This is a genomic window from Paenibacillus sp. 7516, from assembly GCF_002272715.1.
Classification (GTDB): Bacteria; Bacillota; Bacilli; order Paenibacillales; family Paenibacillaceae; genus Paenibacillus; species Paenibacillus illinoisensis_A.
Genome location: NZ_NPBI01000024.1, coordinates 258,722 through 280,187, shown reverse-complemented (window position 1 = coordinate 280,187; position 21,466 = coordinate 258,722). Strand labels below are relative to the sequence as shown.

At 48.9% G+C, this 21,466-nt stretch carries 18 protein-coding genes; 4 read left to right on the top strand and 14 right to left on the bottom strand.

The features are described from left to right. Window positions 1–259: 259 nt before the first annotated feature. From CHI14_RS20860 to trhO, 4 genes are all read right to left on the bottom strand, one after another. The gene (locus CHI14_RS20860; protein WP_249281187.1) at window positions 260–1,063 is read right to left on the bottom strand and encodes a phosphotransferase family protein; all 804 of its coding nucleotides are present in this window, start codon (window positions 1,061–1,063) and stop codon (window positions 260–262) included. A gap of 70 nt (window positions 1,064–1,133) precedes the next feature. Continuing rightward, window positions 1,134–1,706: a TetR/AcrR family transcriptional regulator gene (locus CHI14_RS20855; RefSeq protein ID WP_095290906.1), complete on the bottom strand. Its 573-nt coding sequence runs from the start codon at window positions 1,704–1,706 to the stop codon at window positions 1,134–1,136. A 238-nt stretch (window positions 1,707–1,944) separates the two neighbouring features. Next, window positions 1,945–2,583: a helix-turn-helix transcriptional regulator gene (locus CHI14_RS20850; protein ID WP_095291272.1), complete on the bottom strand. Its 639-nt coding sequence runs from the start codon at window positions 2,581–2,583 to the stop codon at window positions 1,945–1,947. Window positions 2,584–2,604: 21 nt separating this feature from the next. After that, a complete protein-coding gene (gene trhO, locus CHI14_RS20845) occupies window positions 2,605–3,492 on the bottom strand; it encodes an oxygen-dependent tRNA uridine(34) hydroxylase TrhO (protein ID WP_095290904.1) in 888 nt (295 codons plus the stop codon). Between the two features lie 416 nt (window positions 3,493–3,908). Here trhO and CHI14_RS30340 point away from each other — a divergent pair, with 416 nt between their 5' ends. From CHI14_RS30340 to CHI14_RS20825, 4 genes are all read left to right on the top strand, one after another. Then, window positions 3,909–7,535, top strand: a complete 3,627-nt coding sequence (locus tag CHI14_RS30340) for an InlB B-repeat-containing protein (RefSeq protein WP_095290903.1) — start codon at window positions 3,909–3,911, stop codon at window positions 7,533–7,535. A gap of 223 nt (window positions 7,536–7,758) precedes the next feature. Beyond that, the gene (locus tag CHI14_RS20835; protein ID WP_095290901.1) at window positions 7,759–8,328 is read left to right on the top strand and encodes a TetR/AcrR family transcriptional regulator; all 570 of its coding nucleotides are present in this window, start codon (window positions 7,759–7,761) and stop codon (window positions 8,326–8,328) included. Next, on the top strand, window positions 8,328–8,762 hold the full coding sequence (locus CHI14_RS20830; protein WP_095290900.1) for a DMT family transporter: 435 nt from the start codon (window positions 8,328–8,330) through the stop codon (window positions 8,760–8,762). The genes CHI14_RS20835 and CHI14_RS20830 overlap by 1 nt, the downstream gene beginning before the upstream one ends. 2 nt (window positions 8,763–8,764) lie before the next feature. After that, on the top strand, window positions 8,765–9,181 hold the full coding sequence (locus tag CHI14_RS20825; protein ID WP_095290898.1) for a YvaD family protein: 417 nt from the start codon (window positions 8,765–8,767) through the stop codon (window positions 9,179–9,181). A gap of 45 nt (window positions 9,182–9,226) precedes the next feature. Here the strand turns inward: CHI14_RS20825 and CHI14_RS20820 are convergent, their stop codons facing one another. The 10 genes from CHI14_RS20820 to CHI14_RS20775 all read right to left on the bottom strand — a co-directional run bounded on the left by CHI14_RS20820 (window position 9,227) and on the right by CHI14_RS20775 (window position 21,447). Next, a complete protein-coding gene (locus CHI14_RS20820; RefSeq protein WP_095290897.1) occupies window positions 9,227–10,333 on the bottom strand; it encodes a DUF5050 domain-containing protein in 1,107 nt (368 codons plus the stop codon). Window positions 10,334–10,392: 59 nt separating this feature from the next. After that, a complete protein-coding gene (locus CHI14_RS20815; protein ID WP_095290895.1) occupies window positions 10,393–11,895 on the bottom strand; it encodes a sensor histidine kinase in 1,503 nt (500 codons plus the stop codon). Continuing rightward, complete coding sequence (locus CHI14_RS20810) at window positions 11,892–12,602, bottom strand: response regulator transcription factor (protein WP_095290894.1); 711 nt, start codon at window positions 12,600–12,602, stop codon at window positions 11,892–11,894. Before CHI14_RS20810 ends, CHI14_RS20815 begins: the two co-directional genes overlap by 4 nt. A 233-nt stretch (window positions 12,603–12,835) precedes the next feature. Next, window positions 12,836–13,714 (bottom strand): helix-turn-helix transcriptional regulator, encoded by an 879-nt coding sequence (locus tag CHI14_RS20805; protein ID WP_095291271.1) that lies wholly within the window; start codon window positions 13,712–13,714, stop codon window positions 12,836–12,838. 181 nt (window positions 13,715–13,895) lie between these two features. Then, window positions 13,896–15,305: an MATE family efflux transporter gene (locus CHI14_RS20800; RefSeq protein ID WP_095290892.1), complete on the bottom strand. Its 1,410-nt coding sequence runs from the start codon at window positions 15,303–15,305 to the stop codon at window positions 13,896–13,898. A 255-nt stretch (window positions 15,306–15,560) separates the two neighbouring features. Continuing rightward, window positions 15,561–16,424: a carbohydrate ABC transporter permease gene (locus tag CHI14_RS20795; RefSeq protein WP_095291269.1), complete on the bottom strand. Its 864-nt coding sequence runs from the start codon at window positions 16,422–16,424 to the stop codon at window positions 15,561–15,563. Window positions 16,425–16,480: 56 nt separating this feature from the next. Further along, complete coding sequence (locus CHI14_RS20790; protein WP_095290890.1) at window positions 16,481–17,362, bottom strand: carbohydrate ABC transporter permease; 882 nt, start codon at window positions 17,360–17,362, stop codon at window positions 16,481–16,483. Window positions 17,363–17,418: 56 nt separating this feature from the next. Further along, window positions 17,419–18,756: an extracellular solute-binding protein gene (locus CHI14_RS20785; protein WP_095290889.1), complete on the bottom strand. Its 1,338-nt coding sequence runs from the start codon at window positions 18,754–18,756 to the stop codon at window positions 17,419–17,421. A 125-nt stretch (window positions 18,757–18,881) separates the two neighbouring features. Then, window positions 18,882–19,670 carry a response regulator gene (locus tag CHI14_RS20780; protein ID WP_095290887.1) on the bottom strand — a complete coding sequence of 263 codons (789 nt, stop codon included), beginning with the start codon at window positions 19,668–19,670 and terminating at the stop codon, window positions 18,882–18,884. Beyond that, complete coding sequence (locus CHI14_RS20775) at window positions 19,660–21,447, bottom strand: cache domain-containing sensor histidine kinase (protein ID WP_170948209.1); 1,788 nt, start codon at window positions 21,445–21,447, stop codon at window positions 19,660–19,662. Before CHI14_RS20775 ends, CHI14_RS20780 begins: the two co-directional genes overlap by 11 nt. Window positions 21,448–21,466 lie beyond the last annotated feature (19 nt).

The following is a 21,466-nucleotide window of genomic DNA, read 5'->3' as shown; positions in this document are numbered from 1 at the left end:
ACAAAGCGAACGCTTCAACGCATTGTTGCTTTTATCGACAAAAGCAGACAAACATAGACATTCCTCATGCGACTGAAGTCCATGACTCGTATTGGTCATTTTGTGTTTCTCTAATATTAAGGTGCGACTTCTTTCCCGTCAATGGTTGTACCGCTTCCAATTTGGTTTATTCCTTAATCGTGATAGAAAACATTACACAAAATAAAAAAGCCATCCACAATATTTCTGCCGATGGCCTTTACCATATTTAATTTGCCTATCAAATGTGGAGCCTTCTTCTAATCTCGTTGATAAGCAAACGCTTTTCCTCTTCGGAGATCCCATCCGCAACCAGTTTGCGTGCTGCCACAGGGAGGATCCAAGGTTCAACATCTGCATAACGGATACCAGATAATCTTTCGTACTCCACCATGAACAAGTTAATGCAGGCTTCCCTTGTAGCATCGAGAAGAACACTGGCTTCACTCGGCAAATGTGGGGGTAAGATCGCATATCGGATCATAATAACATATTCAGCCAAGTCAGCTTCCGGATTTCCTGTAGAAGCATTGTTCCAGTCAATAATGACTGCGTCGTTATCCCTAACCAGTATATTACCTGGATTTGGGTCTCCGTGACAAAGCTGCTGCTTGATGAGTAAGCCATCCAGTTCGGCGATAATAGCTGCCTTCTCCGCTTCTGTTAGATATTGTGCTCTATTAATATCATTTTTTATATTTTCCCGCTGACTTGGCATTTTGGCCACTGAATGAGAGTGAATCTGATGAAAAAGTTTTGCCGTGATCTTGGCGTCTATATAATCTTCCATAATATCTATGGGTGGCTGCATTCTGGATTGCTCTACTGCTCTTTCCACAAATCTCTTTATAATGGGATCGCCATAAATCCGTTCAAATACAATACCTGATCGTCCTCCAACGACCACCAAATCATAGGGGCGCGGAACGGGAAGCCCGCAGGCCCAAGCAGTTCGACAATGGTGCAGTTCAGCCTGTAAAGCAGCCGGAATGGTATTAGGCTTAGCCAACTTGATGATCTTGCTTCCATCTTCCCATTCAAACACTTCAGCGCATCCGCCTTCTCCAATTTTGTTACCGAGCCCATGGACCACTTTGCACACTCCCTATTCGGATTTAATAAGTGAGACCTTCTTTATGCAGTAACATTTCATACATTTCCCGGATCATCTCGATGGCTTCGTCCATGTCCAGCTCTAGGGTGTGAGAGTTGAGTAACGTTCCAATGCCGATTAAATAAATCGTCAGTTTTAAGAAAATACGCTTGAGTTGCTCGTAGGAAATGTCCTGTAATCGCTTGCTGTATCGCATATAAGATGTGGTCAGTTCTTCACCCAGAAACTGATCGGTGTGTGGATTGTATTGCCGATAACCAGATAGATACAAGGCTCTAAACAGCTGTTTCTCGTTTTGAGCAAAATACAGAAAACCGATGGTTATGTTCAGAGCAGGAGAATTAACACTATCCTTATAATCCATCATGCTATTGCGAGCAAATTCGGCAGCTTTATCATACACACTTGCTTTCAGCTCTTCGATGTTGTTATAGAGGCTATAGATTGGTTGGGTAGAGCATTGGAGCGTCTGAGCGACGTTTCTCGCAGTGACCGCCTCCAATCCTTGCTCCCGCACAAGCTCAAATGCGGCAGATAACACTTTTTCCTGCGTGATCTCCGATCTTGGTGGCATTATTTTCTCCCTCCATAATAATAACAGATGTTATATAACGGATGTTATTATTATGAGTTCCATGTGTCAAGTGTACATGTACGATCATATTTCCTCCTAAATAACGTCAACTGATAAAACTTTACCGGATGTTAAGTGAACCATAAAAGTGTATTCAACCCTAATAATAACGTTTTTACGTTTTATATAACAAAAAAAGAGACTGTTTCGAATGATCGAAACAGCCTCCTTACGTTCATCAATTTCCCGCGGCTTCGCGAATCTGATATGTGCATTTTTTGCCGCCCTCAGCGTAACATTCCGTGCGCTCGACATCTGCCTGCAGCAAGGAACGGAAAAGATCCAATTCACAGCGGCAAGCCTGACGATATACGCTCGCTACCTGTACAATCGGGCAGTTCAGCTCTGTCAGCACATAAGAACCGTCTTCTTCTCTCGAAGCGTCAGCCATGTAGCCATTAGCATTCTGTATTCGTGCCAATTCCTCCACACGCCCGGCCAGATCCTGGCCCTCCATCTGGGGCAATTTGCTCCGGAGCAGCTTGTCGCGCCGGCTCTCGAACAACGTGTCTACAATGCCTTCACCGGCAGACTCCGTCAGTTCTTCCAGCAATTCAAGCGTAAGAGAAGGGTAGGATTTTGGAAAAAAACCATCCCCGCGTGCGGTCAAATGGTACACCGAAGATGGACGTCCAGCTGTGGCCCGAGCCTCCCGGACTTCAATTAGTCCATCCTGCTCCAGTGCCGTCAGGTGACGGCGAATTGCCATGCCGGTCAGTTCAAGTTCGGCCGTCATTTCTCTTGCGGTCATCGTGCCCTGCCGCTTCAGCATGAACAAAATCCGTTCACGCGTCGTCATTTCGTCTTCACGCTTCACGTGCAGCACCTGCTCTCCTGCTTATGCGTGTACCGGTGCTGCCTCCCGGCAGGCATCCGAGCAAAAGCGGTTATGCGTCTCTTCGCAATCCTCACAGCACACATGCTGCAGGTTGCAGGTTGGACAATTAATATATCGGTCATGTGTCGTTCCACAGTGATAACAGCTGGCAATAACGATATCCTCATCTGTCCGGTTAATCGGCACGGAGATACGTTCGTCAAATACGTAGCACTTGCCATCGAACAGACGACCTTGTACCTCAGGGTCCTTACCGTAGGTTACGATGCCACCTTCCAGTTGAGCCACGTCCTGGAATCCCTCTTTGATCATGAAACCGGTCAGCTTCTCGCAGCGAATGCCGCCAGTGCAGTAGGTAATGATCTTTTTGTCCTTCATGTCGCCTAGGTTCTCCCGGATCCACTCCGGAAACTCACGGAACGACTCAACGTCCGGACGAATGGCTCCGCGGAAATGACCAATTTCGTATTCATAGTCATTGCGGCCATCGATGACGATGACGTCATCACGTTGCAAATGCTCGTGGAACTCTTTTGGCGTGAGGCGTTTGCCGCTAGTTACGTTCGGGTCCAGATCTTCGTCCACGCGGAAGGTTACAAGCTCCGCTTTGTGGCGAACGAATATTTTTTTGAACGCATGCTCTTCCACGTCATCAATCTTGAACACCATATCGCTGAACAGCGGATTGGCATGCATGTCCTTCATATATTGCTCCGTCTGCTCCGGCGTGCCGGATACCGTACCATTAATACCTTCCGATGCAATCAGAATACGGCCTTTTACACCCAGGTCCTTGCAGTATTGCAGATGTTCTTGCGTAAATGTCTCGGGGTCTTCAATCTTCACGAACTTATAATATAAAAGCACGCGGTACGCGCTGTTACACATGTGTATCACCTGTTCCTATTCCATGTTGATATTGGCCGGATCATCCGACAAGCCTACAACGTTGCAACCTTGCTCATTAAAAAGAAAATAAACAGCCGCCCGAAACATCGTCTCGAACTGCTGCCCAACATACGACTTTTATTCCTGCACTCTAGTTTATCGGAATCGGAAGGGCTTAGTCAATATAAATGTATAGAAAGGGATGAAAGTTATGGAACATTTCATCCATATATGAGGTGTCTCTGGAAGATATCTAAATTTATTTTAAATTTGAATTAAAATCGTATTCATTTTTGCCTTCGTATCCAGTACACTATGCTCATCATTATATGGCTTACCACTGTAAATCACGAAAATGCAGTGGATGGGGATAAGCATAACGTGAATACATTTATGAGGAAAATGGGGATGAGATTGTGAGTTTACCTTTATTCAAGAAAGTAAGTATCCTATGGATGGTACTCCTGATTGGACTGAGTGGTCAGTGGAATAACTCCGGTATTTTCGAACGGGCACAGGCAGCGGGAGCAGAGCCTTACTTTGGGGAGATCCGATTATTTCCCTACAATGCAATACCTACGGGCTGGATGCCAGCTAGAGGGCAATCGATGTCGATCACCCAAAATACGGCTCTTTACTCTCTCCTCGGAAATAATTTTGGAGGTGATGGAAAAACAACTTTCTCATTACCCAATTTATCCGGTGCTGCACCTGACGGCACAGGCTATTACATAGCCACAAACGGAATCTTCCCTTCGCGTGATGAGAGCATCTATGGTGCGGGGCCATCCGTTCTTGGAGAGGTTCGTATTTTTCCGTATCAGTTCACCCCTCCAGGTTGGTTAGCCTTGAATGGCCAGGAGGTCTCCACATCTAATTACAGCGATTTATACCAGATGATCGGCACGACTTATGGCGGAGATGGGAATACCACATTTAAACTTCCTAACATGCCCAAAATGAACGATATCATTTACTATGCGATTTCTACTGATCCAACCCAGCGTGCTGAGAATGGAACAAGTGAAGAATATATAGGTGAGATCATACCTATGCTGGTTAGTCTCCCAACAAACAATTGGATACCGGCAAACGGATTAACACTGCCCATCAACCAAAATCAACCCTTATTCAGCCTACTCGGCACCAAGTTTGGGGGAGATGGTCAGGTAAATTTTAATGTACCTAATCTCAACAGCAGCCAGTCTGCTTTCGTTTATTATGTTGCTAACACAGGCGCTTTCCCGACTTTAGACGGTGGGGAGCTCCCGGAAGCCTTTGAAGACAACTATATTACTAACCAAAACGCCGCTTTGGTTGTTTCTGCCCCAGGCGTACTTTCCAATGATAGAGATGCTTCTGTTGCTATGTTGAGAAGTGGGCCGATGCACGGAACAGTCGTCATGAATTCCGACGGCTCGTTTACGTATACTCCGGTGACTGATTATGTAGGAACTGACAGTTTCACTTATAGTGCTTATAACGAATGGGGCACAAGTATGCCGGTGGCTGTTACGCTGACGATTGAGCAAACCACAGCCCCCATCGTTAGCGGCGTAACCGACAGCGAAATGTACAATCAAGCGGTCACACCTAGCTTTAATAGTGGTACGGCGTTGCTGAATGGCGCTGCATTTACAAGTGGGACTACCGTCACGGCAGATGGCGATTATACCCTGGAAGTCACCAATAGCATTGGTACAACAACGATTCACTTTACGGTGGATACTCACCCTCCTATTGTCACAGGCGTAACCCAAAACGGAGTCTATACCATTAGTCCAGTCATCACATTTAATGAAGGGACAGCGACGTTGAATGGTTTCCTATTTAACAATGGAGACACCGTTCAGGCCGAAGGAGAACATGTACTGGTTGTCACGGATCGTGCAGGCAACACAACAACCGTTCAATTCAGCTTTCATACGCCGCGGACCATTCATTTTGACAGTAATGGCGGTTCCGAGGTGCTTGAACAGAACGTGAATTACGGAGACAAAACCAGTAAACCTGCCGATCCAACCAAAGTGGGACACACTTTTGCTGGGTGGTTTACCGATTCAAGTTTGAGTCAGGCTTTTGATTTTGACAACACACCTGTAACTACCGATCTTACCTTGTATGCAAAATGGACGATCAACTCCTACACCCTCAACTTCGACTCTAACGGCGGTACGGCGGTCGTTGATCAATCGATTCAATATAATGATTTAGTGGCAGCCCCGGCTGATCCAACCAAAGTGGGACACACTTTCGCTGGATGGTTCACCGACTCAGGTTTGAGTCAGGCTTTTGATTTTGACAATACACCTGTAACTGGCGATATCACCCTGTATGCGAAATGGTCGATTAACTCCTACACCGTCAACTTCGACTCTAACGGCGGTACGGCGGTCGATGACCAGTCTATTCAATATAATGAATTGGCGGCAGCCCCGACTGATCCAACCAAAGCGGGACACACTTTTGCCGGGTGGTTCACCGATTCAAGTTTGAGTCAGGCTTTTGATTTTGACAACACAACTGTAACTACCGATCTTACCTTGTATGCAAAATGGTCGATCAACAATTACACCGTTAACTTCAACTCTAACGGCGGTACGGCGGTCGTTGATCAATCGATTCAATATGGTGAGTTGGCAGTGGCTCCGGCTGATCCAACCAAAGTGGGACACACTTTTGCTGGATGGTTCACCGACTCAGGTTTGAGTCAGGCTTTCGATTTTGACAATACACCTGTGACTGGCGATCTTACCCTGTATGCGAAATGGACTGCTGACAAGTACACCATCTCCTTCGATACTCTTGGTGGATCTGCCGTAGATGATGTATCGGTTGAGCACGGGAGTAAGCTCACAGCTCCGGCTTCACCAAGCCGTTCAGGCTATACGTTTAGTGGATGGTACATCGATCCTGAGTTGAAGACACCATTCGACTTTGATCAAACGGAGATGATCGCCGATCTTACCTTATATGCGAAATGGAACGTAATTCCTTCTCCACCATCAGGCGGCAATGGCAATAACGGCGGTGGTTCCGGTAGCCAGAACAGCAACGGATCGAGCAATAATTCCTCGCCACCCAACTCGGCGAACTCATCAACAAACGGCCGTTTAACGCTGGCACCGGGGCAGGCCGGTCAAGTAAGTTTGGGAAATGGCATGACATTAACTATCCCTGCCGGGGCGATGAATCAGGAACTGAAGATCACCGTCGACCAGGTTGAGGATTCATCCGATCTGCTGACCAATCAAGCTCAACTGCTCAGCCCGGTATATGAACTACTCAAAAATGTAACTCAGAATTTCGACAAACCCGTAACATTGAAGATGGCTTTCGACGGATCAAGCTTGCGAAGCAATCAGCGGGCTGAACTATTTTATTTTGATGAACAAGAAAAGATATGGCTTTCTGCTGGAGAATCCTCTATGGATGGCGATCTGATCCAAGTCGACGTAAATCATTTCACCAAATTTGCTGTGTTCGCGGTTGATCAGCCTAACGCCCCAGTAGAAGTCGCATTACACGATATAAAAGGTCACTGGGCGGAAGAGCTCATTCAGCAGGCTGTCCGTGATGGCATCGTGAAGGGATATGTGGATGGATCGTTTAAACCAAATGCATCCGTTACACGTGCCGAGTTCACAGTGATGCTGATGAATGCACTGCAAACCGATTATGCAGAAGCACCTTTATCATTCACCGACCGCTCAAACATAGGCATCTGGGCACAGTCTGCCGTAGCCCGTGCCGTGCAGGCAGGATTCATTCAGGGGGACTCGGGCGGTGCCTTCCATCCGAATGATGCCGTAACCCGTGCAGAAATGGCCGTTATGGTAGCGAATGCCCTGCAAGTGAAGGCAGAATCCGGAACCAGCTCAACCTTTGCAGATAACGAACAGATTCCTGTATGGGCGAGAGCAGCGGTTGCTGGAATGCAACAGTCCGGGCTGTTGAATGGTAAAGGATTGAACATTTTTGCTCCAAGAGACAACACAACGCGTGCTGAAGCAGTGAAGCTGCTGCTGAGTATGCAAAATTAAGTCCCATAAATAAAGCCTGTGTTCTGGCGGGTAGCCCCTCTGAACTGTATAAACAGTTGGAGAGGAGCTGCCTCAGAACACAGGCTCTTTATTTTATAAGGAATACGGAAAAGTGCCTCTTCTTGACACAAAGAAAACTGGGATATAAAATATAAAAAACTAGGAAAATAATTTATTTTATTTATTTTCCGATCAAACAAACAAAGTACAAGGAGTCATAATCATGAGTAGAGAACGCATTCTTGATATCACCCGCCTTGAGGTGATCCGTAGTGGCTTCCGGTTCAGTATGAATGACTTGTCCAAACAACTGGGTATGAGTACCAAGACGGTATATGAATTCTTTCCTTCCAAGGAAGACTTGCTCAAAGACTTGCTCGATACCTCACTGACCGAAATCGTTCAGAAAGAGCAACAGCTCATGAATGATGCATCGCTCTCCCTTCCGTCGAAGTTAAGACAAGCCCTTGTCATGATGCCCGACGACCTCGGCATGTTTGATCTCCGGCGTTTGTCTGAATTGCAACGATATTATCCTGCTGTCTGGAGCCAGTTAGATCTCTTTATAACGAACCACTGGGATGAGATCAGACAATTGGTACACACAGGACAGGCATCTGGTGAACTGCGTTCATTTGATACTGAAGTTTTTGTACAAGTCTATATTGGCGGCTTATACAGGTTGATGGAACAGTCCGCATCGGGATCGTGGAACGGCAGCACCTTATCGGCAGCACTGCAGGAGATGGTCGATATGCTCCTGGAAGGCGTTCTTCCAAAGGAGGGACTGTAATGGCTTGGTTATGGCTCGCTGTAGCCGTTCTATTTGAAGTTGCAGGGACGATCTCCATGAAAATGTCTGAAGGATTAAGTAAACCCGGGCTCGCAGTACTTATGGGTATTTTTTATCTGATTAGTTTTGGGGTCATGAGTCTCGCGCTAAAAGAAATTCCAGTCAGTATCGCCTATGCCATATGGTCTGGAGCTGGGATAACCATTCTGGCTGTGGTTGGGCTATTCGCGTTTCAGGAACCGATGACCTGGCTGAAGGCCGGATCCCTGCTCCTTATTATCCTTGGTGTGGCTGGATTACGTATGGGAAGTCCTGAAGCGAAAGTACCGAGTAACGCTTCTTTTCAGGTGGCAGCAGAATATTCACCTTCTGTTTTGGCACAGGAGGGTTCCCTGCAACATGGAGCTAAATTACAACCAGATAAGGAGGGATAACGTTGAGTCGTTCGTTAAAAACCTTATTCCTGCTTACGGATATCGGCTTTATTCTGTATTGGGCGGTGACTTGGGGTTCATGGATTCCTAAAGAATACTTATATCAGGACTATACCAACCCTCTGCTGGTCGCATGGAACCTGTCGTTTCTTCCGCTTGATCTGCTTATTTCCGCAACAGGACTCTATAGTCTGTTCCTACTTCGCCGTTCGGATCAACGATGGCGGCTGGTCGCTCTTATCTCCCTCGTATTGACCTTCTGTTCCGGGCTCCAAGCGATTGCGTTCTGGTCATTCCGTGGAGAGTTCGATTGGGGCTGGTGGGTTCCAAACCTTTACTTGATGATCTATCCGTTATTCTATATACCGAGGCTTCTCCGTAAGGAACAGCTTGGTTCCATCATGTTAAAAAATACATAAGAAAAGAGCCTGATTTCCACTGGGAAACAGGCTCTTTTCGTTTGGTTACTCCGAAATCGTAATAACAGAAGTGACAAAGTGATACGATTCATTCTGTAAAACTGCCTGAGACAGCAGAATCTTGTTGCCTTCCGGGCTCCAGGCGAGTGGATCGGAGATGTCGTCCATATCGGCCGAGATCTGGAATTGCTCTGCAGATTCCGTGTTGGAAACGAACAGCCCTTTCTCATCATCGCTCTCCGAGTTAATCGTATACGCAATCTTGGAATCATCCCCGGACCAACTGGTCCCGAAGATCTGTGTGCCTCTGGCGAGCGTCGCCTTCTCGTTGCCTTCCAGATCGGTAAGCACCAGCGCCCGTTTCGTATCCGCTGTTTTTTTCACAATGGCCAGCCTAGTTCCATCATTGGACGGAATAACCCACTCCACGCTCTTCAGGACCTGCTTCACGTCACCTGTGGTTGTATCATAGGCATTCAATTGTCCGTCTTCACCGGTAATATAGTAGATCATACTGCCCGAAACCCTGACGCTGCGCACGTTGAAATTGCCGGTCTCCACCAGAACCTTGGTTGTTCCATCAATACGGGCTGAGACGAGGTCTCCCTTCATATTCGGAAAGACAACATGCTCATTATCCAGCCATGCGCCTTCCTGAACGAAACCATCTTCCTTGCCCGCATTCACCGTCTCCCCGTTGTGCAAATTCAGAAAGAAACCTTTGCCTGTCGATTCCTCCGGCTCCCGGTAGAACAAGTACTGACCATCCGGTGAGACGAGCGGCGAGCTCAGACTGACTTCGCTCTCCTTGAGCGGTGTATCGGTTCCTTTCGTCAGATCGTACATATATAAGTTATGCGGGTATCTCTCCTGGCCTTCAACCGTGACGGGTTTCATCGACGTGTTCTCTTTGTCCGATACGATCCAGTCATCACTTAGCCAGGCCACGCCGCGCATATTGGGTAATTTATCAATTTTCTCGAGTTTGAAGCTCTGGTACACTGATGTATTGGTATTATCTTTTACCGTGATATCCGTGCCCGTTTTTCCGCTTTGTGTACTGCCTCCCGGCGCCGTCGTCCCCCCGCAAGCTGCTGCGGACAACAGAGCTAACGCACCCAACGTACCCCATGCCGCCTGTTTCCAATTCATCATGGTCCCCCCTGCTTTCTCTGCTATAGACCAAGCATACACATGTCATACTTCCAAAGTTATTCAGACTTGTTTCCAACTTGTAAACTTGAATCGGCGAGTGGGAGAACAAGCTGGAATGTTGTTCCTTCCTCATTCTCATCACCCGGCAGCAGGGTGATCGTCCCGCCCTGTTTCTCTACAAATTGCTTCACGAGTGACAGACCAAGTCCGGTTCCGCCTGTTTTTCTCGCCCGGTCCTTGTTGACGGTATAAAAAGGTTCAAAGATCTTCTCTCTTGCCTCTTCCGGAATCGGCATACCCGAGTTGAAGATGCGAATCACCGCTTCACGCTTCTGTGGCCGCTGCTCGCTCTGTACCCGAATGACACCGCCAGGCACGTTATACTTGATCGCATTATCGAGCAGATTGATGAAGATATGCATGAGGCTCTCCCGATCACTGCGGATAACGGCAGGCTGAATGCCCAGCTCCATGCGAAGCGCAAACTTCTCGGCTTTGCCTCGCATGCGTCCGCAGGCGTCCTCCAGCAGCGCACCCACCTCTACATCCTCCGCCTGATTCTCAAAATCATATTTCTCCAATGCTGATAAATGCAGCACCTTCTCGACCATCTCGTATAACCGTTCCGTTTCCTTGCCAATGTTGCTGGATGCATCCTCCAGCAGTTGAGGGTCATCCCGGTACATATCAAGCAGTTCCACATAGGCCTTGATCGAGGTTAGTGGCGTTTTGAATTCATGGCTGATGTTGCCGATGTATTGTTTCTGCTGCTGCTCCAGTGCCTGCAGCTTCTCAATGGCCAGCTGGAGCTTCTGCTGCTCCGCATGCATATCTGTAATGTTTTGCTGAATGGACGTGCTCATGTAATAAATGCCTTGGCCCAGTTCGCCCAGTTCATCTTTGCGTTTAACAGGAGATTCGGTGATATACTCGCCTTCCCGAATGGAATCCGCTGATTTCTTCAGCTTGGTTATCGCAACCGCGAACCGATTATAGAACAGGTACCCGAGAATAAAGCTCAATACAACTACAGCAATTCCCGCCCATAGGAACAACTGCAAAATGCGTGCGTAGAATTCATGGTAGCTCTGGACCGAGTACTGCATCCATATCGCACCCATCTGGCCATCCGGACCATCCAGCGGTGCCGCATAGAGCAGTGTGTCCCCCTGTTCACGGTAGGCGATTTTATTTTGCAGAGCATAGTTCAGCGTCTCCTGGATCTCCAGACTCTCACCCGGTGTAATGGACGAGCCTACCTGTGTCCCATTCATGTCATAGAGCGCAATGGGCAGACCTGTCGAGTTCGCCAGTTCCTGGGCCAGCCTGCGGCCATTTTGCTTCAGAAAGGCATCCGTCTCCAGCCGTATGGCTTCCGTATAGTAGGCCTGACGCACATTCAGATTGACCAGACGCGTCTGCTGCGACAGAATGCCTTCGATCTGTGACTGCTGGTTGCGTTCAATCCCTCGCAGGACGAGGGAACTGAGTACCACAACGGTCAAGATGAGCAATGCCGCCAGAAACACGCTGAATTTCAGCTTGATGCTGACCCTCATGCCGAACCGCCCGGTTCAGGAGCTGATGCCTTATAGCCAATGCCGTACACCGTCTGCAGCTTTTGCTGATCCGTATCACCGATTTTTTTGCGCAAACGCTGAATATGAATATCCACTGTGCGTGTGCCTCCTGCATATTCCATGCCCCATACCCGATCCAGCAGATCATCACGGGTGTACACCCGCTCCGGATTGGACATCAGGATGGTGAGCAGGTTGAACTCCTTGGGCGTAAGATCCAGCTTTTCTTCCTTCACTGTCACCGTCCGGTGAGCCACATGAATGCGCAAATCCCCATTAACGATGGCCTGATTCTTCTGCTCGTCTGGCGGTGGACTGCTCTTCTCCACCCGGCGCATAAGCGCCTTCACCCGCGCTAGCAGCTCGCGAATCTCGAACGGCTTGGTCATGTAATCATCGGCGCCCATTTCCAGTCCGACGATTTTGTCCACGATGTCATTTTTCACGGTCAGCAAAATAATACCGATATCCTCACGGTCCTCCAGTCTGCGGCATACGCCGTATCCATCGAGCCTGGGCATCATGACATCCAGAATCATGACCTGCGGATGGAATGACGCCACTTTGACCAGTGCCTCCTCGCCATCATTTGCGGTCTCTACTTCATATCCTTCGCGCCGGAGCGCATAAGCAATGGCACTGACGATGCTTGACTCGTCATCAACCACAAGCACTTTTTTAGTCATCGGATTCATCCTCTTTATTGATTCTTAAGTTCTTTATTCCTGGATCTATGTTAACAAGGTCTGGCCGGATAATCCATGGAGGACGATATGATTTATACAACAAGCCGTTTTCTCTAAGCTTGGACTTCGTTTCACTTTCTTTATACCCGTACAAGGCAAAAAGACCTCACCTGGAAATGGATCGGCCTTCGTCTCTTACCATTTTTTGTGCTTATAAGCATCGAACGATCAAACTATTCTTCAAACGACAAGTTCATCGGCTCGTCCGACAACTCAACTTCCGTCTCCATATGGGTTAAGGGCGTATTCAAATCCACCTCTTCGAAGCGGAAGCTGTCCACCCAGACCTTGCCCTTACCGTTCAGGATCACACCAAACGAGATTATTGCGCTCTCTGCGGGTACATCCAGCACAATGCTGTATTGATTCCAGGGCTGTGTTCCCGTGATCGGCCTATCATGCATGTTATCAAACTGCAGTACGTCCTGGACATGATTATCCACACGCATCCATAGTCCGCAGAATGCGTCCACACGATCGGTTTTGACAAAGCCGGACAGCTTCATCCGTTTCCCCACATACTTGTCTGCACGGAATTGCTGCATCATCGTGGCAAACTCATTCGGCTCCATTGGTGTTACGGCCTTCAAATATCCCGAGGCCTTACCTTGATGTACTTCGGCAGGGTCGATGCCCATTTCATAATTTTGCGGGTGGCTTCCTGTTAACATCCAGCCTTTGATTGCAGTTGCAGAATTCATCTGTATTTCTCCTCCTCTGGTTTTTCCGGTAAATAGTTTCAGATCGAATACCTTGCGAAAACGACCGGGCGGCATGCCATACATTTTACGAAAGGCCCGGGTGAATGCTTCCTGACTTTCAAAGCCGCAGGCGAGAGAAATATCCAAAATGCCTGCATCTGTGGAGCGCAGTGCAGTAGAAGCCAAACTCATCCGGCGATGACGAATGTAATCGATAACGGTCATGCCCACCTCATCCCGGAATACCCGGTGATAGTGATATGGCGATAACAAAGCCTCCGACGCCACCTCTTCCAGTCCTATCTCCTCATGCAGATGTGTCTCAATATAGAACAAGCTGTCCTGAATCATCTCCTGGTAACGGCTCAAGTGGAGATTAACCCCCTTCCATATCCTTACTATACGTGTTCGCCAAGCGGCCGTTTTGATCATTTTTGCGGAAAATATAAAAAAAGAAGAGCCGGATCAGGGACAACCATGTCCTTGACCGACTCTTTCCTTGAGAGCTGTATATCCAATCGTGGCAAACGAATCAGACTGCCGGAACCGGCTCTGCACCAACCTCGTCCTCATCATGCTCCACCAGTTCATGTTTCTCCCACGCCCGGCTCTTCCAGCGGAAGTACATAATGACCGCACGTGTCCATTCGTCTGCCGCAATGGCAAGCCACACACCTGCCAGCCCCAGATCAAGCTGGAACACCAGCAGATATCCGAGAGGCAAGCTCATGCATACCATCGAGATCAGCCCCATATATACCGGAAACTTGGCATCCCCTGCCGCACGCAGGGAACCAATAATGACAATGTTGCAGGTACGTCCGGTTTCAAGCAGCAGACTGAGCAGGAGTACCTGAGCGCCCAGCTTGATAATCTCCGGGTTTTCCGTAAAGATGCTCATTAATGGTACGCGGAAGATAATAATGATCACGTCAATAATAACGGTGGCCAGAAGGGCCCATTTTACACTGTCAAATACCCGTTTGTATGCCTCATCTTTGCGGCGTGCCCCCACAAGACGACCGACAATGATGGATGTTCCCATGCCGATCGCCATGCTGAACAGATATATATAGCTGGAAATATTACCGGCATATTGCTTGGTTGCCATGGCTTCCGCCCCAAGATAGGTCACGTACAACGTAAATATGAGTTGGCAGGAATGATACACCATGGATTCCATCGCAGACGGAATACCGATGCGCAGAATTTTGCCGATAAAATTTTTGGACAATTTAATGTAGTAACCGAACTCTACCCGAACCTCACTCACACGGTACAACAGCCAGAAGAAGATCAGCAGGCAGATGAAACGGCTTCCCACCGTCGAGATCGCTGCCCCTTCCACGCCCAGCTTGGGCAGGCCGAAATGTCCAAAGATCAGGGCATAGTTACCAATCACGTGGATGACGTTCATAAACACGGAGACGTACATCGTTTCCTTGGTATACCCGTGTGTACGAATGGTTGCAGCCAGCGCATTAATGAGAGCCTGCAGGAAAATCCCGCCCCCGACAATGCTTATATACGAACGGGCGTAATCATAGATTTCGCCTTGAATATTCAGAAGTGTCAGTAAATGTCCACCAAACACCAGAAAAATAACACTCAGGATCAGTCCAACCATAAGGTTCAGCGTAATCGCATTCCCTGTAACCTGTGCTGCTTCACTCAGTTTTTTGGAACCTATATATTGGGCTACTACAATCGCAGCACCATGTCCGATGACTTCGAGTACAAGAATGGCAATCGAGATAATCTGGTTGGCTGCGCCCACTCCGGAGACTGCATTATCCGATACCGAACTAAGCATGAGCGTATCTACGCTCCCCATCAACATAAACAAGAAGAGTTCCAGGAAAATCGGCCAGGTCAGCCGAATCAGCTTCAGATCCTTGGCATCTGAACGGAGGGACTCTTTGGTCGAGGATATTGCTGTCATTTTCTCACCTTTCCAACGTGGGCTTGATTTCATAGGGTATGTTAGCACAGGTGATTTGAAAATGCAGTAGTTTTGCGAAAATAATTGAAAGATTTTTGAAATACCAGAAATAGGAATTAATTTGTTTCATAAAACCTGTCTTGCAGTCACCGCCACATTGCTCCGTAGACATCGCCGAGACATAGCAAAACCCTTCTATTACAACGCAGACGATGCGTCTAATAGAAGGGCATGATCGGACCAATTACCGGACCATTATCCTTTGACCGAACCGGCCGCGATCCCTTCGACAATCCGTTCACTCAGCACCAGAAATGCAATCAGGATCGGCAGGATGCTGATCATCAGCGTAGCCCCGATGGCGCCCCAATCGGTGGTGTACTGCCCGATAAAGTTCTGTACACCAACCGTCAGCGTTTTATACGCATCCGAGCTAATGAAGGTATTGACGAAAATAAATTCGTTCCAGTCATAGATCATGTTAATGATGGCCGTTGTCGCAATTACCGAAGCGGTCATCGGCAGTACAATGCGGAAGAAGATCCGGTTAACGGAGCATCCGTCCATCACCGCAGCCTCCTCGACCTCTCTCGGAAGTGAATAATAGAATCCAAGCAGGATCATAATCGTGATCGGCATATTAAATGCAATGTAAGACAGAATGACCGATAACGGATGATCTGTGAGATTCAGCTTCAGGAACAGGCTGAACAGTGGGATCAGCGTGGAATGCACCGGGATCATCAGACCCACCATGAACAGCCCCAGCACCAGCGAACGTCCCTTCCAGCGCATCCGTGTGATGGCAAACGTGACAAGACTGGCAAACAGGACCGTGAACACCACAGAAACCACCGTAATCCATACACTGTTGAAAAAGTATAAGCTGATATTACCTTCCGTCCATACCTTGACATAGTTCTCCCAACGCGGCGTAGCCGGGAGGGCAAAAGGAGGCATGTCAAATACCTCCTGATTATTTTTGAGCGAGAATAACAGCAGCCAGATCAAGGGCAATATCTGAAGTACAGCCACCAGAGACAAGAGCACATAGAGCAGCACATATCCAAACCTTCTTAACCATGCTGAACCTTGGCCCGTCTCCGGATGTACGGGCAGCCGAACAGCCGTATCCGTCTTCACCAGGATAGACCTCCTTTCATTTTACGTTCACGTCAGGAATACTCGATCGTATCTTTGGAAGCCGTCGCCTTGCGGAGCAACCATGTGACCACCAGACAGATCAAGAGCAGGAAAAATCCTACAGCACTGCCGTAACCAAAGTCGAAGCTGCGGAAAGCCTGACGATACATATAGGAGGCCATAACTTCACTGGAGCCATTAGGGCCCCCATCGGTCATCACATAGATGAGGTCAAAATACTTGAGCGAGCCAACCACGGCCAGCACCACCGTTACCTTGATGACTTCCGTGATGAGTGGCAGCTTGATCCGAAAGGCAATCTGCCACGGGTTCGCACCATCAATTCGGGCAGCCTCGACCAGAGATTCCGGGATGTTCTTCAGCGCAGCATAATAGATCAGAATATAGAAGCCCGCATACTGCCACAGAATCGGCACGAACAGTGCATACAGCACGAGCGATGGCTCCGCCAGCCAGGCCGGCGGATTGCTGAATCCGATCGCTTCCAGGAAGGTGTTCAGCACACCATTGCTGGGATGATAAATTTTCAGCCATAACTGAGCAATCGCAACGGAAGACAGCAGCATCGGGATTAGATATATTTTTCGAAATACATTCGCGCCCTTGATCTTTCCCGACAGCACAAGTGCAATCATCAGATAACCAATCAGGCTCAGCGCAGAGAACAAGGCGAGCAAAAAAGTATGATTGGCGCTCTGCCAGAACGTACTGTCCTGAATCAATCTGGCGTAGTTATCCAAACCAATAAACGTCATCGCCCCAATCCCATCCCACTGCATCAAACCGTAGTATCCGGTGAGCACAATCGGGATATAGACCAGAACCAGCAGCAGTAGCAGCGCAGGCAGCACATACAGCGCAGCAACCAGACGGTTCGACATGACTTTGTCCAAGACGTGATCCTCCCTTCAAACGTTCAAACCTTCAAATGGTGTAAGTGAGGTGTACATCAGTTGCCTTTATCAATCGCAGCCTGATGATTCTTCACAAAGTCCTCAGGAGTGACCGCCTTGCCAAACAATGCCTGAATCATGTCCAGATGCACCTGAGCAGCAGCTGGTTTCATCTGCACATCTGCAAAGAGTGTCAGGCTGCTCGCCTGATTCAACTCGTTCAGCAGATCGATATAGAGCTGTGGCAGCTGTACTGCCGCCGTATCGACTTTGGTCGCCGGAATGACCCCTGCTTCGGTCACGGAGCTTTCGCCCCATTTTTCCACAAAATACTGCACAAACTTCTGCGCTTCTTCCTTTACTTTGGAGTTCTGGGCCACAAACAACCCTACGCCCGGTCCGCCTACCCAGCTGTTGATGTCTCCTTTGCCGCCGTCAATCGTCGGAAATTTGAAAAATCCAACCTTATCCTTGAATTCCTGCGGAATATCCGGGTTCGTAGTAAAGTTCGGCAGTTCCCACGTTCCCATCAGGTACATGGCAGCCTTCTCATTCATGAATTCGGATTTGCCTTCGTCGTTGGATAACCCGTTAAAGCCCTTGTTGAATGCGTTCATATCGACGAGCTTCTGTACTTCTGCCGCAGCCTGTGTCAGCGCAGGATCTTCAAACTTGCCTGAGCCACTAATCGCTTTCTCCAGCGCATCCCCGCCTAGACGATTCGCCAGATACATATACCAGAGTGAACCGGTCCAGCGGTCTTTATTCCCGAGTGCAATCGGCACTTCGCCGTTCTCGGTCAGCGTCTTCAGCACATTCAGGAATTCATCGTATGTGGCTGGCGGCTGCAAATTATATTTGGCAAAGATCGCTTTGTTGTAATAAATAGGGGATATATTCAGCTCAATCGGGAGCGCATAGGTTTTGCCGTCTACCGCGTAAGCCTCTGTCGTTCCGGCGATAAACTTCTCACCAAGGGATCCATTCAGCAGTTCATCGAGCGGCGCAAACAGATTGCCCTTTACATAAGGCTCCAGGAAGCCTGCTGCCCAGGTTACCCCCACATCGGGCAGTTCATTGGATGCGGACAGAATCTTCAGTTTGTTCTTGTATTGTTCATTCTCCAGCACTTCCTGCTTGATCGTCACATTTGGATTGTCCGTTTGATACTGCTGGATAATATCGTTGACCAGCTTGTTCTGCTGCGCAGAACTGCCTGCCGGCCAGAGATGCATAAATTTCAGCGTGACCTTTCCGTCTGCGGCACTGCCCTCTCCGCCGCCATTACTGCCGGATTCGTCGCCTCCACCGGAACCCCCATTGCTGCACCCCGATAAAATGACAGCGAGAACCAGCGTCCATGACAGAAGCATTGCCAGCGTTTTTTTGCTCATATTTCCAGCCCCCAATAGTGGTTTTTCGGTTAATGTAACCGCTTTATTGAAATTGTAGCACGGGCATCACCACGCTATAAGGTCAGGACGATTTGGTAAAACTCCACTATTTTAAGGTGAACTTGTTAACTCTTTTCATTTACGGCATGCCGGTATTTGCTTGGACTCAGCCCCTCCAGGCTCTTGAAGACTTTGATAAAATATTTATCGGTCTGGTAACCGACGCTCTCCGCGATCTCCGAGATAGGCATCGTTGTCTGCACCAGCAATTCCTTGGCCCGCTGTACCCGTTTACGCATGAGATACTCACTGAAATTCAGCCCGATCTGCTCCTTGAACAGCACGCTGAAATAACTGGAGTTCAGATGCAGCGAATCGGCAAGCTCACGCATGGTCATCGGTTCACCCAGATGTGCCTCAATGTATGCCAAAGCCTCGCCAATCGGGGTATTGCCCTGCTGTTCTCTTCGCTCCTTGACCTCGAACAGCTTCGGATCAACCATCTCCTGTATCGTTTGGATGCGCCGCTGCTGTTCATGGACGTGCAGTGCCTTCTGTACGGTCTGGAGCAGCTGCTCTTTGTCAATCGGCTTGAGCAGATAATCGACCACACCGAGCTTGATTGCCTGGTGGACATAATCAAAGTCCGCATACCCCGACATAATCAGGACAGCCGGCTTGCTGGGAAAATGCTGAATGGCCTCCACCAGCGACAAGCCCGAGAACTCCGGCATGCGAACATCGGTGATCAGGAGATCTGCAGGCTGGCTGGCGAGCCAGTCCCTGGCTTCAACACCGCTTGCGGCCGTCTGAATCCGGTTCCGCCCAGTAGACCAGGCCTCAAGTGTTTTGCGTATGCCTTCTCTTGTACGCGGCTCGTCATCCACAATCAGAATGGTTTTCTCATGAATCATGTGCAGCCCCCGTTTCCCTCGGAATTTCAAAACAGATGATGGTCCCTCTCCCGACTTCACTCTCCACCACAAGTTTGGCTGCATCCCCCAGTTGGCTGCCAAAGTAGACTTTCAGCCGGCGATGCACATTGATCAGCCCCACTCCCGTTCCCTTGGTGGATGCAGCAGGCCCGCCGTCCAAAGCTTGAACAATGGATAGCAGACGTTCCTCATCCATGCCCGGCCCATTATCTTGGACCTTGACGCGTACACGACCTTCTACCGAGGAAGGTTCAACACGGATCTCCACCTTTCCCGGCTTTAACGTATTTTCAATCCCGTGCAGTATCGCGTTTTCCACCAATGGCTGGATCAGCAGCTTGGGGATAGGCACGCTGCGCAGTTCCTCGCTCAGCCTGATCTCCCACTGCATTCTCTCGCCCAGCCGCATCTGCATAATGTTTAAATACCGCTCTGCATGCTCCAGTTCGTCCGCGATCGTGACCCATTCATCCTGATGAGGACCCGGGATGATGTAGCGAAATAACCGGGACATGGCAATAACTCTAAGTGCCAGCTCCTCTTCTCCTTTTTCCTCCAAAGACCAATAGAATGCCTCCAGGGTATTAAACAGAAAATGGGGATTAATCTGGGATTGCAGCGCCTTCAGCTCGGCCCGGGACTGCATGACTTCCTTCTCGTGCACCACACGTGTCAATTCGTTCTGCCTGTACACCATCTGGTTATACACATCATTCAGCTCATTGATCTCCATGGTGGAGCTGACCATCAGATTCGGTCTCATCGCTCCGGGCTGTGCCCCGCGCATGGCCCGCATCAGCCGAATCAACGGACGTGTGATCATGGTGGACAGGAAAAAGGACATCACAAGAAACAGCACCACACCAATGATTCCCGAAACAAGCAGCGCCGTTCTCAGGATCGATACCCCTTCGGTTGTTTCTCCTAGCGGTGTCAGTACAGCAAGTGTCCATCCCGTCAGCTCGGACTTATGGCGGACAACGATATAGGATTCCTCTCCATTCTGAACGACGGACCCGCTGTCCAAAATGGCCTTGGGATCAAGGTTAATCTGCAGATTGGAAGTCACCACTTCACTATCGCCGTCCAGCAGCAGGATGGAATCCTGTAAACCCTCTGCCTCATTCGAATCATTCAGTTGAAAAAAACTACGCTGCATCCGCACCACAACATAGCCCCCATGTTCAAAAGAATGATCCAGCAGGTTGATTCGACGAATGGCGAGAAGTACACCCGGGTCTTCGGGGTCAGCGCCTGCCCACACTAATCTGCCTTTGCCTTCATCGGCTTGGGTGATCCAGCTGCGCTCCACTCGGAGATCCAGGGATCGGTCATCCATCGGGAATATACGGTTGTATCCGGTTGTGTAGATCTCCATACTTTGCGCCCCGTTAATAAAAGATTGATAGCTGCCTGCAATCTGAAGCAGTGCCTGACGTTGATTAAAAGTGGCCGGTTTACCACGCTTCTCGTCACTGAGCAGACGCTGCACATACGAATCATCCGCGACCTGGGCCGTCAGGGAGTTCACCTGTGCAATGAGCGCATCCAACCGTCCACTGGCCTGCACTGCGGTCTGATGGATATGTTTCTCGGCATTGCTCTTCAGCAACGCAGCCACCCGGTCATAGGCGGTTACACCTGCGAGCAGCAGAACAATGAGCATCACCATGACGAAACCGACAAAGATCTGATTGCGAAGCGAGTTATAGCGCCCTGATTTCCTCTGCAACTCCGTCCATTCTCCTTTCTGCATGTAAAAAAACCACCATCCT